This window comes from Pseudomonas sp. R4-39-08 (assembly GCF_003852275.1).
Classification (GTDB): Bacteria; Pseudomonadota; Gammaproteobacteria; order Pseudomonadales; family Pseudomonadaceae; genus Aquipseudomonas.
In genome coordinates this window covers 1,897,661-1,912,941 of sequence record NZ_CP027733.1, presented here as the reverse complement: position 1 = coordinate 1,912,941, position 15,281 = coordinate 1,897,661, and the positions used below count along the sequence as shown (strand labels likewise).

Here is a 15,281-nt window from a genome sequence, read left to right as displayed (position 1 = left end):
GCGCCCGTTTTTGCTTTAGAGGACTTATCTCGTGTCCAACGTCGTTGCCGATCATCTCGTCTTGCTCGACCACCTGCGTAGCATCCTGGTTGCCGTCGGCGAAGCCGAACAGGTACCCGAGGAAAGCCATACGCTGTTTCTGGAACGTTTCGATGAACTGCGCGCCCTGCTGCCGATCGATCCGATCGAAAGCCAATATCTTGGCCAGGACATGATGAGCCAGGTCATCCTGCGTTATCCGCAAATCGCTCACTTGGTGCCGCGCGACCTGCTGTGGTTCTTTGGCGGCGATTGCCTGCACTTCATGCCCGACGAAGAACTGGACCTGTACCAGGCCCTGGAAGAACGTCGCCATGAGGCCGAGCTGAACGACGAACCGTTCGACTGGAACCAGGAAAAGCAGCTGCTGGCCATGCCGGACGACCAGAGCAAGCACTGATCCTCAGAGCACCGAAATCCAAATGTGAGAGGGGCTTGCCCCCGATAGCAGTGTGTCAGTCAGCTTACCTGTCACTGATCCACCGCCATCGGGGGCAAGTCGAATCGTCGCACCGCCCCTCCCACATTTTTAACGGCGGCGCAGTGTCGGCTCCTTCGCCATGCACTCCACCAGATAATCAATGAACACCCGCAACTTCGGCGGCAAGTATCGCGTCGGTGAGTGCAGCAACCACGCTTCACCATGATACGACGCAATAAAATCCCACCCTGGCAACACCTGCACCAACTGCCCCGCCTCCAAAGCATGTCGCGCCGTGAAATACGGCAAGCTGCCAATCCCCACATGCTGCAACACCGCATCCAGCCGCACGCCCGTGTGGTTCGCCGCATATCGCCCGCGTACACCGACCGTCACCGCCTTGCCGGCCTGGCGAAACTTCCAGCGTGAATCCCCTGGGGTTTCACCCAGGTAGATGCAGCTGTGCTCCAGCAGATCATGGGGGTGACTCGGCGTGCCATGCTGGGCCAGATACTGCGGCGTTGCACACAGCAAATGTTCAATCGGCAATAGCTGCCGCCCGATCAGACCGGGTGGCGGGCTGTCGGTGATGCGGATGCTCAAGTCGACATTGTCGTCGATCAAATCCACATGCCGATCCTCAAGGATCAGTTGCACATCCACCTTGGGATAGCGCCGCAGAAATTCCGGCATATGCGGATGCACCACAAACCGCCCCACCGCCTTGGGCACGCTGACTCGCACCAGGCCTTCGGCTTCATGGGTAAATTGCCCGCTGATTTCCATCACCGAGCGCGCCGCGTTGACCATCTCCTGGCACCGCTTGAACACCTCTTCGCCGCCCTCGCTAAGGCGCAGCTTGCGCGTGGTGCGCTGCAACAACCGGGTTGCCAAGGCCTGTTCCAGGCGCGAAATGCTACGGCTCACCGCCGAAGGTGAAACGCTCAGCTGCCGCGCCGCCTCGGAGAAGCTGCCGGTTTCCACCACTTTGACGAAAATCGCCATTTCACCCAGCAGCGGCAAAGGAAGATTGATGCTCATGACGCACAGGTCCATTGATGTTTGCATGGATTATCACCTATCAGCGCAGTATTTATACTGCCCGCAGAACCTGAATGCGGATGTAGACGACCATGACCCAGCGCCTGTTTTTCACCCACGATCACCTGACTGCCGAATTGGAAGTGCTCAGTTGCACCCCGCACGCTGAGCAATTCGCCGTTGTTGTGCAGTCGACGATTTTCCATCCCCAGGGCGGCGGCCAACCATTCGACACCGGGTGGCTCGGCGACAGCCAGGTGCTGCGCGTCATGCAGGAAGCCGAGCATGTGGTGCACTACGTCAATCAACCTGTGGAACCCGGCCCGATCGCTGCGAGGGTCGATGCACAACGCCGCGCGCTGCACAGCCGCCTTCATTCAGCGGGGCATTTGATTGGCAATGCCGGCGAACGCCTGGGCTGGATGCCGATCAAGGCTCACCATTGGCCGGGGGAAGGCAAGATCACCTTTATCCATGGCGAAACCGCACAAACCATGGACGCCGAGGCGCTCCAACAGCAAGTCAATCAGTGGATCGCCGCTGACTACTCACGGCAGATGTGGTTGGATGAAGGCACACGCGAAGTCGGCTTCGGCGAACTGCCGGCCTACGCCTGTGGCGGCACCCATGTCCAGGCGTTGGGGGAAGTGGGCCAAGTGACGATCCTGGCCGTTTCGGAGAAGAAAGGCGCATTGTCGGTGCGCTACGAAATCAACTGACATGTCGAGCTCAAAATGTGGAGGAGGCTTGCCCCCGATGGCCATAAGTATCTACACAACTCTGTAGCAGCCTACGTTAACCACGAAGCGAAGCGAGCCGCTTCAACCTGCCAAAAGCCGGTGCACGAGCTCAGGCTGTGGAAAGCAAAGCGTCAATAGGATATTACCTGGAAACCGTCGAATCTAGGAAAGGCAGGACATGGCTATTTCAGGTCTGGATGGGCTGCGTGATTTCCGCTCACCAGAACAGCATCCTCAATGCCAACATAACCACGACTATATTGAAAACTGACTCCATCCACTGGTCGCCCTTCTTTATCGCAAACTTCGCGCCGGCATTTGCACCCAATAACGTGCCAATAACCAGACAACATCCGTACTGCCAGTTAATGATGCCGCTGACGCCGAAAATGATTAGTGAACCCACGGAGAGTACTAACCCGCCGACTTTGCGGGTCCCCACCGATTCGCTGATGGTTTTCCTAAAAAAGATAATGAATAAATACGTCGAAAGTTTAGCTTGTCCACCGAATAACCCGCCGATCATGCCTACTGGGATAAAGAGGATATAACCAAACAGACGCCTGATTGCTGAGGGAGGTGTTTCGCCGCTACGAGGTTTTTTTATAAGGGACAACGCGACGAGCAGCAATGTCAGCCCGCCAATTACTTTGTGCAACAGCGCAGGATCTATTTGAAGAAGAACGCTCGCTCCTCCCAGAGCCCCAACCAACCCCAGTGCCGCAGCTGGAAAGGCCAGTGCATAATCGACCTTTCCCTGATTATGAAAGTGTCGCAGTCCTGCAACCATAGTGCCTACCGAGGCCAAGCGCGCTGTGGCGATCGACGACTGAGGCGGAATCCCCAGCCAGATCATCACCGGAACGGTTAAAAACACACTCCCACCGGTATTGGTCCCGACGAATCCCGTTATTATTCCGAGGAAAACCAGACCGACGCCTGTCAACCACTCATGACTCATCATGTTGAGATGCTCGCATAAGATTCAAGGCGCCGTTTACTCGCTCAAGTAAGCAGGGTCTATCCAGTGATAGCAATTTCTGCTTCGGGAATTGGCGGTCACATGAAGCTTTGCGGTATGTACGAAGCTGTACTCGCCAATGATCGGGCGCCGTCGATCAAAGGCGTCGCCCAGCTCTTTCGAAACGAAGTTGCTGAGCTTAAGAATATTTGAGGCTTTGCCGCTGCAAGCTATCGAGTTGAAGTGCAAATTAGTAGGCACAGTTGGGATCCACTTCCAATTCAAAATTATCTCCTAAAGCCTGCCTGACAGATTTAAGACAGGCATAATCATCTTTCAATACTCCGGACCCCTTGAGTGTCAGTCGCTCATAGCCAAGCCCCTGTAACTCAAGCGCACGCTCAGTGACCACTTTAGCGCAAGCAAACGGTAAGCTGCGGCTTACCTTGTAGCTAAGTGCATACGCTCCTCCTAATAAGTTACAACCGGAACGCCATATACTTTTCCCGCAAGATCGAGAAGCGCATGATCTATCGCACACTTGGCAAACAGATGCCCCTTAATTAACAGATCCAGATCACTCATTATCACTTCAAACAGACATGGATTTTTACCAATTATTGCAGGGCACAAATAGGCTTCCAATACTGCAAGCATTGTTTCGGGAGTATCCCCTTGGGCAGCATACCCTCTCGATATAATCCCCGATTCTCCCCACCCAATGAGTCCCGTGTCTGCCGTAAGCTTTAACACTACATGCCGGCCTTTGGCGGTTATATTGGTTGCGGTTTGATAAGGATTTTTATATGGCACTTCTGTCAAGAACACTTCAGCTTTAGCAATGAGCATAGAGTAACTTCCTGTTGGCGACCATTGATGCTGGAACTTAAGTGAAATGTACTTGGTTGATCGGAGCAATATCAAGCATCGCGGCTCGGGTATCGCCGGCCACCAACATGAATAAAATTTCATGTTTTCGCGCATTGATTTTTTTCAAACCACTGATTGGTTTTTTCCCCTATTGAATTCAAAGCAATTTTATTTATGACACTTTTCCACACCAGGCGGTTTGCTATCCGTCCTTCCCGCTCTTTATAAGAGCTACCGCCTCCGCACCCGCTAAATTATAGATATTCAATCTAAAAAATCCGAGATAGGTTGGCGCTGATTAAAGGCTGGCCCCCACTCCACTTTAATTTTACTGGATCAATCTTCGGCAGCAGCAAAAGTTTGGACGGAGTTCGGTGGTCGCTATCTGGATGCAAAGAGCGAGAGCAATTGTCTGGTCAACCGGCTTTTTTACTCTTGCGGATGCATGTGACTGAGCCTGAAGGATGGGTAAAAATCGTATGCTGCGTTTTTTGAGCCGCAATAACAGTCTGCTATCCGGTCTACCTGCTGGCCAGCCCGCAACGCTACAACCCGCCCGGCGTGGGTAGGCACCAGCGGGATGGCCCCTACGCTAGAGCCTTGAACGTGACGGATGAGTACCCCGCGCCTCATCCTGGCCAGCATTGACCTGGGGCATCTGGGTAATGGTAGTGTGTGAAAATGTTTCTGCCTTATCGGTCAGAAACACCCTACTCACTCCCTGCAAAGGAATGCCTCTAACCATGCACTTTCCACTGAAAAAACTCGCGGCCGCCACCCTGTTCGCTGCCAGCCTTGCAGCCGTCACCCCAGCTGCGCTTGCCAACATCACGCCTGAACAGAACACCGCGATTCTGAAGAGTTTCAGCGACACATCGGTCAGCGATTTCCGCAGTTTCCTCGGTGCCCTGGCTAAAGGCGACCTGGGCAAGACCGGTGACATCGCCCCGGCCATCAGCGCCTTTCTCGATAACAAAACCCTGAGCGCCGACCAGCAGAACGAGATCAACCGCCTGCTGGGCATTTACACCCGCGTGAAGTACGGCAAAGCCGCGCTCGAAACCCTGCGCGAGCTGGTGGAAATCCCGACGTTCAACGTAGACGGGCTACCGCAGTATAAAAACCCGGAATTTCTCAAGATCGCCGACAAAATCCAGGCCTTGGCCAAGTCTTTCAACCTGAACTTCCGTAACGTCGATAACCGCGTGTATGAAATTTCCCTGGAAGGCAGCAGTCAAGAAGTGGTCGGCGTGCATGCCCACGCCGATGTGGTACCGGTGACGCCGGAAAACTGGGTGCTGCCGGATGGCACCAAGCTCGACCCGTTCAAGGTCACGCTGATCGGCGACCGCATGTATGGCCGTGGCACCGAGGATGACAAGAACGCCATCGTCGTGGCGATGTATGCCATGAAGGTAATCAAGGAGGAAAAACTGCCGCTGGCACGCACGTTCAAGCTGCTGGTGGACACCACTGAAGAAACCTCCGGTGACGCCATTCCTTACTACTTTGAACGCAACCCCGTGCCGCAATACAACCTGGCGCTGGATGGCGGTTACCCGGTGGTGATTGCCGAGAAAGGCTCGGGCACCGTCATGGCCACCTTCCCGGTGCGCAAGGGTGAAGGCACGGGCGCGGAGATCATCGCGATGACCGGCGGCAAGGCCACCAACCAGATTCCATCGGTATCGGTCGCCACGCTGCTCAGCGATAACCCTGCTGAATTGGCGGCCAGCCTGCAGCAGGCCGGGGATGACTATGCCAAGCGCAATGGCGGCAATTTCCAGGTAACCGCCAAGGTCGACGGCAAGAACGTCAAATTCACCGTCACCGGCGTGTCGGCCCACTCTTCCGAGCCCGAATCCGGGGTCAACCCGGTGGCACGTATGCTGGAGTTGATCCACAGCCTCGATGGAAAGATTGCCCTCAAGCACAACCACATCACCGATGCTGCGAAGTATGCGGCGGACAACTGGGGCCTGGATTACCTGGGCGGCAAATTGGGCGTGGGCTTTGCCGATGACTTCATGGGGCCGCTGACCACCTCGCCGACCTTTGTCGGCCTGGATGACAACGCCTTCAAGCTGGCGGTGAACCTGCGTGCGCCGAAGGGTAAAGCCCCGGAGGCACTCAAGGCACAGCTCGAGCAGAAACTGAACGCCTGGAACGCGCACGCCAAGGTCAACGTGAACTTCACCTATTCGCTGGATAAACCGATGTACCGCAACCCCGAGGGCGAATGGGTAAAAGCGTTGCTGGCAGTGGCCACTGAAAACCTGGGCATGCAACACAAGTTCGGCACATCCGCCGGCGCCACCTCCGTGCACGACCTGCCCAACGGCGTGCAATTCGGCCTGGCCCGCCCGGAAGAGAAATACACCGGGCACACTGACGGTGAGTTCAAGACCGTCGAGCAGTTCCTGCTGGACCTGCAGATCGTTACGGAAATGATGGGGCGTGTCGGTCAGTTGCCTAAACTCTGAGTCTCCAATGTGGGAGGGGGCTTGCCCAGGGCTTGCACCATCAGCATATCTTCAAAGACCCCACCGACCGCTGAGTGGGATGGCACAGCTGGATCTCCAGCACCCAGGCCATTTCACTCGGTGCAATCTCCAGATCGGCCAGTTGCTTGCTCTCGGGACCACGGACTGGTGGTGTGCAGCGGCCGGCAGTTCTCGCCGCTGGGTCAGCCGGAAAATGCGTTGCGGTTGGCTCAGCCGGCCAACAGCCTTCAGCGCCAATGACTTCAAAGAGGTGGGCGCTGTTTTTCGCAGACAAAAAAAAGCCACTCGTTTGAGTGGCTTTTTCTTTGAATTGGAGCGGGAAACGAGACTCGAACTCGCGACCCCGACCTTGGCAAGGTCGTGCTCTACCAACTGAGCTATTCCCGCAAATGGCGTCCCCTAGGGGACTCGAACCCCTGTTACCGCCGTGAAAGGGCGGTGTCCTAGGCCACTAGACGAAGGGGACACGCTACTGAAACACATGGTGTGTATTTCAGTGCCCAGAGGCCTCGTCCGAAGACGTGGTCCTGGTTTCACTCAATGCCGCCCGAGGGCCACACTGCTTGTAAATTGGAGCGGGAAACGAGACTCGAACTCGCGACCCCGACCTTGGCAAGGTCGTGCTCTACCAACTGAGCTATTCCCGCATATGGCGTCCCCTAGGGGACTCGAACCCCTGTTACCGCCGTGAAAGGGCGGTGTCCTAGGCCACTAGACGAAGGGGACACACGTACAACATTCACTCCCTACCGCGTTTCGCTGTGTGCTTTACGCTGTAAGTGGCGCGCATTCTATGGATGGATTGAAAGGTCGTCAACCCCCAAGGATAAATTTATTTAAATCAATGACTTCGCCCCGTTGAGCGGCCTGCGCGGGCATTCTGCTGCGCCCAAGCCCTGGCGCCTATATTCTGACGCGCCACAAGGCGCTATAGTTGCCACAGGCAAATGATGGCAATGTGCATCCATGCAGGATCACTTTACCTATATAGAAGAAACTACCTGGGCAACTGGTCGAACAGTCCTATCCGCCGGTTAGCGCAGTCACTACACTCCACAGCAAACCCTATAAAGAGGTCACACCGGTGACACCACTCATGATCACCCTGCTGGTAATAGCCGGGATCGTAATACTGATCGCCATTGGCTACATGAACCATGTGGTGGAAAACAATAAGCTGGAAAAGAAGCGTACCGAGATCGAGCTCAATGATCGGCTGCGTCGCTGTGGTGAAATCACCGAGACCTTTCCCGGCCAGTTGATGACGCCGGCGCTCAAGCTGTTGCTGACCCGCCTGGAACTCAACGTCAACCAACGCCTGCTGAACCTCAACAAGTCCAGCGCCGCGCTCAAGGCGCGGATCGCCGAGCTGAATGCAATGATCGCCCAGGGCGAATCGATTCCGGTGTCTAACCCGCCCGCGCCGATCCAGACCGAAGCCAAGGCCAAGGATGTGCGCTTCCTGCTCGAAGCACTGCATGGCCAGGTCACCCGTGCAGCCCAGGACGGCTTTCTGCCGACCAACGAGGCCAAGCACTGGATCAAGGAAATCCGCCATATCCTGGTGCTGCTGCACATCGAGTTCTTCAACAACCTGGGCCAGCATGCCCTGCAGCAAGGTCAGCCGGGCCAGGCGCGCCTGGCGTTCGAACGTGGCGTGCAGTACCTGCGCAAACAACCCGAGCCCGTGCTGTACAGCGCACAGCTGCAATTGCTGGAATCACAGTTGGCCCGCGCCAACTCCACGGTGTTGACCAACAGCGCGCCGGCCGAAGACGAAGTCAACGAACTGACCGAAGGCCTGAAAGTCGTCGACGCCGATGCCGAGTGGAAAAAGAAAGCCATTTACGATTGAGTGCCGCTGGCCCCGTCACGGGCCGGCCTTCCGAGTGCGGGGGCGAGCTTGCTCGCTCCTGCCTGCGCCGCACATGACGGTGCCATCAGTTTGCATCTATCCCCCCGCCCCCGACTAGCGTAAAAAAGTGCCCCTCACTCCGTGAAGTTAGAGGCCTGCTATGCCTGTCGCCGTGATTGATGGACAACCGCTGCACTATATCGACCAGGGCACCGGCCCGGTCGTCCTGTTGGGTTCGAGCTACCTGTGGGACCGCGACATGTGGGCACCGCAGATCGAAGCGCTGTCGCAGCAATACCGTGTGATCGTCCCTGAACTGTGGGGCCATGGCGAGTCGGGCACGCTGCCTGCGCAAACCCTGTCCCTTGATGACCTGGCACGTCACAACCTGGCTTTGCTCGACCAGCTGGACATCTCACAGGTCAACCTGGTGGGCCTGTCGGTCGGCGGCATGTGGGGCGCCCGCCTCGCCTTGCTGGCACCTGAACGCGTCAACAGCCTGGTGCTGATGGACACCTACCTCGGCGCCGAGCCGGACGCCACGCGCGAGTATTACTTCTCGCTGTTCAAGATGATCGAAGACGCCGGCGCTATCCCGCCGCCGCTGCTGGATGTGATCGCGCCGATTTTCTTCAGGCCGGAAATCGACCGCGAATCAGCGCTGTATCAGGATTTTCGTCAGTCGCTGCAGGATTTCCCCCGGGAACGCCTGCTGGACAGCGTGGTGCCCCTGGGCCGCTTGATTTTCAGCCGCGCAGACACTCTCGATCAGCTTCATCGCCTGGATTGCGATACCACCCTGGTCATGTGCGGCGAGCAGGACAAGCCGCGGCCACCTGCGGAATCCCGGGAAATGGCCGAGCTGATCGGCTGTGCCCTGACGTTGATTCCCGACGCCGGGCATATCTCCAGCCGCGAGAATCCGGACTTCGTCAATGAGGCGCTGCTGACGTTCCTCGCCAACAACGCCTGATCGCCTTCTCCACTGGTCGCGGCGCCCCGGCCGCGCTCAGAGGCGAAAGTGCCCCACCATGCCCTTGAGTTCCGCGCCCAGCTGCGCCAGCTGGATGCTCGAGGCGGCATTGCCTTGCATGCTCAACGCCGATTGATCGGCACTTGCCCGGATGCTGGTGACGCTGCGGTTGATCTCTTCGGCCACCGAGCTTTGCTCTTCAGCCGCTGCGGCAATCTGCTGGTTCATCTGCTGGATCAATGACACCGCCGCTGCAATGCTGCCCAGGGCGCTTTCGGTTTCCAACGCATCGCTGACCGCCAGCTTCACCAGTTCGCCGCTTTGTTGAATCTGCTGCACCGACGACTGCGCCGCGCTGCGCAAGGTGCTGACCAGGCGTTCGATTTCTTCGGTCGATTGCTGAGTGCGCTTGGCCAGCGCCCGCACCTCATCGGCGACCACCGCAAAGCCGCGCCCTTGCTCCCCTGCGCGGGCCGCTTCGATCGCGGCGTTCAGGGCGAGCAAGTTGGTTTGCTCGGCGACGCTCTTGATCACGCCCAGGACCGTGCCGATGTTCTGGATCTCCGCGCTGAGGCTTTCGATACTGGCGCTGGCACTGTTGCTGGACGTGGACAGCAATTCGATGCGCTGCAAGCTCTGGCGCACCACCCGTTGGCCGCTGTCGACCTTGTCATCCGCCGTCTGTGCGGCTTGCGCGGCCTCTTCGGCGTTGCGCGCCACGTCGTGCACCGTGGCGGTCATCTGGTTCATCGCCGTGGCCACCTGTTCGGTTTCTTCCTTCTGGCTGCTGACTTCGACGTTGGTTTGCTCGGTAACGCTGGACAGCGTCTGCGCCGAGCTGGCCAGTTGCTCGATACCGGCCTGCAACCCGCTGACCATATGGCTCAGGCCGTTGCCCATCTGCTGCATTGCCTGCATCAGTTGGCCGATTTCGTCGCGGCGGCTGACCTCCATGCGCCCACTCAGGTCACCAGAGGCAATCTGCTGTGCCACTGCGATCACACTGCGCAGCGGCGCCACGATCAAGCGGGTAATCACCCAGGCCGCGATCAGCCCCACCAGCAGCGCCAGGGCGGATGAACCGATGATCAGCAGCGTGCTTTTGCCCAACTGCGCCTGCATCGACTGGTCTTCGGCGTCATAGGCCAGGTTGACTCGGCTGACCACCTGATCGGCGCGATCATGCAATTGTTTGTAAACCAGTTTTTCCTGGGCCAAGAGGCCGGTGTACTCGCCGAGCTTTTCGCTGAACGCCGCGATATGCCCGGACACTTCATTGAGCACGGTCTGGTAGCCGGGGTCCTTGACCGAGGTTTTCAGTTGTTCGGCCTGAGCCAGCGCCTGGTCGGCCTGTTCGATCTTGCCCTGCTCGGCCTCCTCCGCATCGGCCTTGCGGCTCTGATCCAGGCGTAGCCGCGCTTCGTTCATCGCCTGCAGCATCAACCGCGACACCTGGCTCACCTGCCCTGCCTGCTCGATAAACTCGGCACCCGCCTTGCCCTGGCTTTCCTTCAGGCCATAGGCGCCATCGTCCGCCAGGCCGGCCTGCAACACATCGAGGTTATTGGCCACGCTGGACACCGACCAACTGGCCATTTCCAGGGCCAGGTCCTTGGCCTGGGTCAGTTCGACGAACTCGTCGAACGCCTTGCGGTAGGCCGCCAGGGCTTGCTCGACATCGGTCATGACCGGCACGTTGGCAGCGGACTGGGCCTTGAGACTGGCCGCCAGCGCGGCCAGCGCGTCGACACTTTCATGCAGGGCGTCAACAGCCTTGGGGTCGGCGTGCAAGGCGTAATCCTGTTCGATCAGGCGCACCTTCTGCAGTCCACTGTTGAGCGAAGACATGTGCTTGAGGCCTTCGAAGCGCTGGCCAACGGTTTGCAGCGACCATACGCCAATGGCCGCTATCACTGCCGTCAGCAGCAGCACCAGAGTAAAACCCAAGCCCAGTTTTTTCGCCATACCGAGGTTGGCGAAACGTCGTTGCGCGCCCGAAATCATTGCACTTGAGTCCTCTTGCAATGGCAGATGCCATAAACCCGCTTACCAGCAGCGAGAGTCGCAACCACGGGGCACTGAACACAAGTCGTGGGCGCCACAATAATGGCAAAAAGCTACACACCCGTCGTTTTCAGAATGGTCGAGGTCGATCTGGCGGGTCCCAGGGCACGAAACAGCGCCAGTGCTCGCGGATCAGCTGCGTAGGCCACGTTGATGCGCAGCCACTCGCAGCACTCACCCGCCGGGTTGAACAGCATTCCCGGCGCCAGCAGCACACCGAGCTTGCGGGCACACGCCTGCACGCGCGAAGGGTTTTGCGCGCCAGGCCGCGCCCACAGGAACATGCCGCCGGCGGGTACTGCAAACACTTGCCATTCTTCATCCTCCAGCACCTGCAAGGTGGCGGCCATTTGCGTATTCAGGCGCTTGCGCAGGCGCTGCACCCACTTGCGGTAGGCGCCGTTGACCAGCAAGGTGGCCACTATCGCTTCGGCAAAGCGTGAGGTGCCGATGCCCGTCAGGGTCTTGAGTTGCGCCAGTTGCGCGATGATCGCCGCACTGGCGCTCAGGTAGCCCACGCGCAAGGCGCTGCTCAGCGTCTTGGAAAAACTGGAGACGTAGATGACACGGTCATCATGGGGCAACGCCGACAACCGCGTGCAACTGGCATGCTGCAGATCGCCATAGACGTCTTCCTCGATAATCAGGAAATCCCGGCTGCATGCCAGCGCCAGCAAGCGCTCGGCCACCGCGCGGCACAGGCTGGTACCGGTAGGGTTGTGATAGAGGCTGTTGATGAACAGGCATTTGGGCCGATGGCATTGCAGGTGCGCCTCCAGCACCTCGATATCCGGGCCGCTGCGCGTGCGGGGCACTTCCAGCAACGTTACCCCGTGAAACGCCAGTTGCCGGTAGAGGTTGCCATACCCGGGGGTCTCGACCACCACCGTATCGCCGGCCCTGAGCAACGTGCGTATGAGCAGGTCCAAGGCATGGCTGGCGCCGTGGGTGGTGAGAATGCAGTCGAGACTGCTGGGCACCTGAATCTGGGTCAGGCGCTTGAGCAGTTGTTCACGCAGGGCCGGCAGGCCCAGAGGCGTGCTGTAATTGAACAGGCCTGCGGTGTCGGTGCGGCTGACTTCGCGGATCGCGTAGCTGATGTCATCGCTCTCGCGCCAGGCGTCCGGCAGCCAGCCACAGCTGAGCTTGAGCTCGCCTAAAGGGCTGTCGGTAAACCTGCCCCAGCCCTGTTCGGCGCCTTCGTACCACTGGTTTTCCTGAATGCTCGCGGGCTGCGCCACGACGAACCCCGAGCCTTTTTTCGAGGCCAGCATGCCTTGGGCCTCCATCCGTTCGAATGCCTCGATCACGCTGGACTGGCTGAGCAGGTTGTCGAGGGCCAATTGCCGCACAGACGGTAAGCGTGTGCCGGGGCTCACCCCATGCTTGCGAATCCATCCCGCGACTGCGCTGATGATTTGCTGCACCACCGGTACCGGGGCTTGTCGATCAATCCCTAAATCCATGAGCCACTCACTTCAACTGTTTGTTATTCAACCCAAACAGTTAAGCACAGAAGCCCAATAAAACCCGTTCCCAACTTTTATTAAAGTATTGATTTTATTGGGTTTTTTACCTGGTGATACACATTCGATCGCGGCTTTTTGCCAGCTATGGAAACACCCCACAACCCCCCAGTCCTTTTCGAACAGGTGGCAGTGTGAAGTCTTAAATCGCCGTGGCACCGCCGTCCACCGCCAGGGCCTGGCCGGTGGTGAAGGCCGCGCCATCACTGCACAAGTACAACACCGCGGCGGCGATTTCCTCGACCTTGCCAATGCGCCCGACCGGGTGCATCGCTGCGGCAAATTCGGCCTTGCGCGGGTCAGCTTCATAGGCGCGGCGGAACATGTCGGTATCGATCACCGCCGGGCAGACGGCATTGACGCGGATTTTCTTTTTCGCGTACTCGATGGCTGCCGACTTCGTCAGGCCGATCACCGCATGCTTGGACGCCGCATAGATGCTCATTTTCGGCGCCGCGCCCAGCCCCGCCACCGACGCCGTGTTGACGATGGCGCCACCGCCCTGGGCCAGCAACAGCGGCAGTTGATACTTCATGCACAACCACACGCCCTTGACGTTGACCCCCATGATGGCATCGAACTCATCCAGGCTGCCGTCAGCCAGCTTGCCCTTCTCGATCTCGATCCCGGCGTTGTTGAAGGCATAGTCCAGGCGGCCGTAGGCGGCGACGGTCTGCGCCATCAATTGCTGCACATCCGCCTCCAGGGTGACGTTGCAGCGCACAAACAAGGCTTCGCCACCCGATTGCTGAATCAATGCAACCGTGCCCTCGCCGCCCGCCACATCGAGGTCGGCCACCACCACTTTCAAGCCTTCGGCGGCGAACGCCAACGCGGTCGCGCGGCCAATACCGGCGGCGGCGCCGGTCACCAGGGCAACCTGGCCGGAAAACGTCATGCTCATGGGAATGTCCTTTGGGAGGTTGATAGCCGTCGAGCGAGTCTAGTCAATCCGGGGCGCGACGCGTCAGCACTATCAGAAGGCCGGTTGGCGCTGCATGCGTCTGGGTGATAAGGCCACCGGGCTGACTATCAACCTCGTCTATCGGCAAGCATTCGCGTGGCTCGAACAACCTTGCTCACAGGCGGTTCCTTGTCTATCACTCATACTCCCCTTCTAAAGAGTTGCCGCCATGACTGCCCAGACCAACCGCCAGTTCCTGCTTGCCAAACGCCCGGTCGGCGCCGCCACGCGGGACACCTTCACCTTTCAGGAAGTCCCGGTAGGCACGCCGCAGGACGGGCAAGTGCTGGTGCACAACGAGTACCTGTCCCTCGACCCCGCCATGCGCGGCTGGATGAATGAGGGCAAGTCCTACATTCCACCTGTCGGCCTCGGCGAAGTGATGCGTGCATTGGGCGTAGGCAAGGTGATCGCCTCCAAGCACTCGAACTTTGCGGTGGGCGACTACGTCAACGGCGCCTTGGGCGTGCAGGATTACTTCCTGGGCGAGCCGCGCGGTTTCTATAAGGTCGACCCGAAACTCGCACCCCTGCCGCGCTACCTGTCAGCGCTGGGCATGACCGGCATGACTGCCTACTTCGCGCTGCTGGACACTGGTGCCCCCAAACCCGGCGAGACTGTGGTGATCTCCGGCGCGGCCGGTGCGGTCGGCAGCATTGCCGGGCAGATCGCCAAACTCAAAGGCTGCCGCGTGGTGGGCATCGCCGGGGGCGCCGACAAGTGCAGGTTCCTGGTCGACGAACTGGGCTTCGATGCCGCCATCGACTACAAACACGAAGACGTACCCGCCGCCCTCAAGCGTGAGTGCCCCAAAGGCGTGGATGTGTATTTCGATAACGTTGGCGGCGATATTCTCGACGCAGTGCTCAGCCGCCTGGCGCTGAAGGCGCGGGTGGTGATTTGTGGGGCTATCAGCCAGTACAACAACAAGGAAGCCGTGAAAGGCCCGGCCAACTATCTGTCATTGCTGGTCAACCGCGCACGGATGGAAGGCTTTGTGGTGATGGATCACGCAGCGAACTTTGCCGCGGCCGGGCAGGAAATGGCCGGGTGGATGGCGCAGGGCAAGCTCAAGAGCAAGGAAGATATCGTTGACGGGCTGGAGACGTTTCCCGAGACGTTGATGAAGCTGTTCAACGGCGAGAACTTCGGCAAGCTGGTGCTGAAGGTCAGCTGATACAGGATAGACAAATGTGGGAGGGGCATGCCTTAAGGCTTTTTGTAGGAGCGAGCTTGCTCGCGAAGAACTCAGGGCCCCCGCGTTTATTCAGAATGAACGCGTTGCCTGGACGTTTTTCGCGAGCAAGCTCGCTCCCACAGTGG

12 protein-coding genes, 4 tRNA genes and 1 pseudogene are annotated in these 15,281 nt (G+C 58.6%); 6 read left to right on the top strand and 11 right to left on the bottom strand.

Annotated features, from left to right (window positions below; all coding sequences use genetic code 11):
• The first annotated feature begins 31 nt into the window (after positions 1 to 31).
• Positions 32 to 439, top strand: coding sequence for a PA2817 family protein (locus C4J88_RS08790; RefSeq protein ID WP_124406745.1), 408 nt, complete (start codon positions 32 to 34; stop codon positions 437 to 439).
• 129 nt (positions 440 to 568) lie between these two features.
• Here C4J88_RS08790 and C4J88_RS08785 read toward each other — a convergent pair whose 3' ends face one another.
• The gene (locus C4J88_RS08785; protein ID WP_124368947.1) at positions 569 to 1,501 is read right to left on the bottom strand and encodes a LysR family transcriptional regulator; all 933 of its coding nucleotides are present in this window, start codon (positions 1,499 to 1,501) and stop codon (positions 569 to 571) included.
• A 92-nt stretch (positions 1,502 to 1,593) separates the two neighbouring features.
• On the opposite strand from C4J88_RS08785, the gene C4J88_RS08780 reads away from it, so the two are divergent.
• Complete coding sequence (locus tag C4J88_RS08780; protein ID WP_124406744.1) at positions 1,594 to 2,220, top strand: alanyl-tRNA editing protein; 627 nt, start codon at positions 1,594 to 1,596, stop codon at positions 2,218 to 2,220.
• Positions 2,221 to 2,458: 238 nt separating this feature from the next.
• Here the strand turns inward: C4J88_RS08780 and C4J88_RS08770 are convergent, their stop codons facing one another.
• Complete coding sequence (locus tag C4J88_RS08770; protein WP_124366456.1) at positions 2,459 to 3,205, bottom strand: sulfite exporter TauE/SafE family protein; 747 nt, start codon at positions 3,203 to 3,205, stop codon at positions 2,459 to 2,461.
• Between the two features lie 468 nt (positions 3,206 to 3,673).
• Positions 3,674 to 4,051 (bottom strand): hypothetical protein, encoded by a 378-nt coding sequence (locus C4J88_RS08765; protein WP_164487711.1) that lies wholly within the window; start codon positions 4,049 to 4,051, stop codon positions 3,674 to 3,676.
• 764 nt (positions 4,052 to 4,815) lie between these two features.
• Here C4J88_RS08765 and C4J88_RS08760 point away from each other — a divergent pair.
• Positions 4,816 to 6,555: a dipeptidase gene (locus tag C4J88_RS08760; RefSeq protein WP_124406742.1), complete on the top strand. Its 1,740-nt coding sequence runs from the start codon at positions 4,816 to 4,818 to the stop codon at positions 6,553 to 6,555.
• A 332-nt stretch (positions 6,556 to 6,887) separates the two neighbouring features.
• On the opposite strand, the gene C4J88_RS08755 is transcribed toward C4J88_RS08760, so the two are convergent.
• The 4 genes from C4J88_RS08755 to C4J88_RS08740 form a co-directional block, all read right to left on the bottom strand.
• Positions 6,888 to 6,963: transfer RNA gene (locus C4J88_RS08755), tRNA-Gly, on the bottom strand.
• Positions 6,964 to 6,966: 3 nt separating this feature from the next.
• Positions 6,967 to 7,042, bottom strand: a tRNA-Glu gene (locus C4J88_RS08750).
• A gap of 105 nt (positions 7,043 to 7,147) precedes the next feature.
• Positions 7,148 to 7,223 (bottom strand) — tRNA-Gly (locus C4J88_RS08745).
• Between the two features lie 3 nt (positions 7,224 to 7,226).
• Positions 7,227 to 7,302, bottom strand: a tRNA-Glu gene (locus C4J88_RS08740).
• 370 nt (positions 7,303 to 7,672) lie between these two features.
• Here C4J88_RS08740 and C4J88_RS08735 point away from each other — a divergent pair.
• Positions 7,673 to 8,431, top strand: coding sequence for a hypothetical protein (locus C4J88_RS08735; protein ID WP_124366453.1), 759 nt, complete (start codon positions 7,673 to 7,675; stop codon positions 8,429 to 8,431).
• Between the two features lie 160 nt (positions 8,432 to 8,591).
• Complete coding sequence (locus tag C4J88_RS08730) at positions 8,592 to 9,404, top strand: alpha/beta fold hydrolase (RefSeq protein WP_124406741.1); 813 nt, start codon at positions 8,592 to 8,594, stop codon at positions 9,402 to 9,404.
• Positions 9,405 to 9,440: 36 nt separating this feature from the next.
• Here C4J88_RS08730 and C4J88_RS28010 read toward each other — a convergent pair whose 3' ends face one another.
• The 4 genes and pseudogenes from C4J88_RS28010 to C4J88_RS08715 form a co-directional block, all read right to left on the bottom strand.
• Positions 9,441 to 10,283, bottom strand: coding sequence for a methyl-accepting chemotaxis protein (locus C4J88_RS28010; RefSeq protein WP_372238013.1), 843 nt, complete (start codon positions 10,281 to 10,283; stop codon positions 9,441 to 9,443).
• Between the two features lie 18 nt (positions 10,284 to 10,301).
• Positions 10,302 to 10,526: pseudogene (locus C4J88_RS28005) on the bottom strand (HAMP domain-containing protein); the annotation flags it as partial.
• Between the two features lie 995 nt (positions 10,527 to 11,521).
• On the bottom strand, positions 11,522 to 12,934 hold the full coding sequence (locus C4J88_RS08720) for a PLP-dependent aminotransferase family protein (protein WP_124406739.1): 1,413 nt from the start codon (positions 12,932 to 12,934) through the stop codon (positions 11,522 to 11,524).
• Positions 12,935 to 13,136: 202 nt separating this feature from the next.
• Positions 13,137 to 13,898 carry an SDR family oxidoreductase gene (locus C4J88_RS08715; RefSeq protein WP_124406738.1) on the bottom strand — a complete coding sequence of 254 codons (762 nt, stop codon included), beginning with the start codon at positions 13,896 to 13,898 and terminating at the stop codon, positions 13,137 to 13,139.
• Positions 13,899 to 14,127: 229 nt separating this feature from the next.
• On the opposite strand from C4J88_RS08715, the gene C4J88_RS08710 reads away from it, so the two are divergent.
• On the top strand, positions 14,128 to 15,135 hold the full coding sequence (locus C4J88_RS08710; RefSeq protein WP_124406737.1) for an NADP-dependent oxidoreductase: 1,008 nt from the start codon (positions 14,128 to 14,130) through the stop codon (positions 15,133 to 15,135).
• The last annotated feature ends 146 nt before the right edge of the window (positions 15,136 to 15,281 follow it).

Excerpts from the sequence above, each read along its gene's own strand:
- C4J88_RS08785 (WP_124368947.1), bottom strand. The coding sequence starts at position 1,501 with ATGAGCATCAATCTTCCTTTGCCGCTGCTGGGTGAAATGGCGATTTTC.
- C4J88_RS08780 (WP_124406744.1), top strand. The coding sequence starts at position 1,594 with ATGACCCAGCGCCTGTTTTTCACCCACGATCACCTGACTGCCGAATTG.
- C4J88_RS08770 (WP_124366456.1), bottom strand. The coding sequence starts at position 3,205 with ATGATGAGTCATGAGTGGTTGACAGGCGTCGGTCTGGTTTTCCTCGGA.
- C4J88_RS08765 (WP_164487711.1), bottom strand. The coding sequence starts at position 4,051 with ATGCTCATTGCTAAAGCTGAAGTGTTCTTGACAGAAGTGCCATATAAA.
- C4J88_RS08760 (WP_124406742.1), top strand. The coding sequence starts at position 4,816 with ATGCACTTTCCACTGAAAAAACTCGCGGCCGCCACCCTGTTCGCTGCC.
- C4J88_RS08735 (WP_124366453.1), top strand. The coding sequence starts at position 7,673 with ATGATCACCCTGCTGGTAATAGCCGGGATCGTAATACTGATCGCCATT.
- C4J88_RS08730 (WP_124406741.1), top strand. The coding sequence starts at position 8,592 with ATGCCTGTCGCCGTGATTGATGGACAACCGCTGCACTATATCGACCAG.
- C4J88_RS28010 (WP_372238013.1), bottom strand. The coding sequence starts at position 10,283 with ATGGTCAGCGGGTTGCAGGCCGGTATCGAGCAACTGGCCAGCTCGGCG.
- C4J88_RS08720 (WP_124406739.1), bottom strand. The coding sequence starts at position 12,934 with ATGGATTTAGGGATTGATCGACAAGCCCCGGTACCGGTGGTGCAGCAA.
- C4J88_RS08715 (WP_124406738.1), bottom strand. The coding sequence starts at position 13,898 with ATGAGCATGACGTTTTCCGGCCAGGTTGCCCTGGTGACCGGCGCCGCC.
- C4J88_RS08710 (WP_124406737.1), top strand. The coding sequence starts at position 14,128 with ATGACTGCCCAGACCAACCGCCAGTTCCTGCTTGCCAAACGCCCGGTC.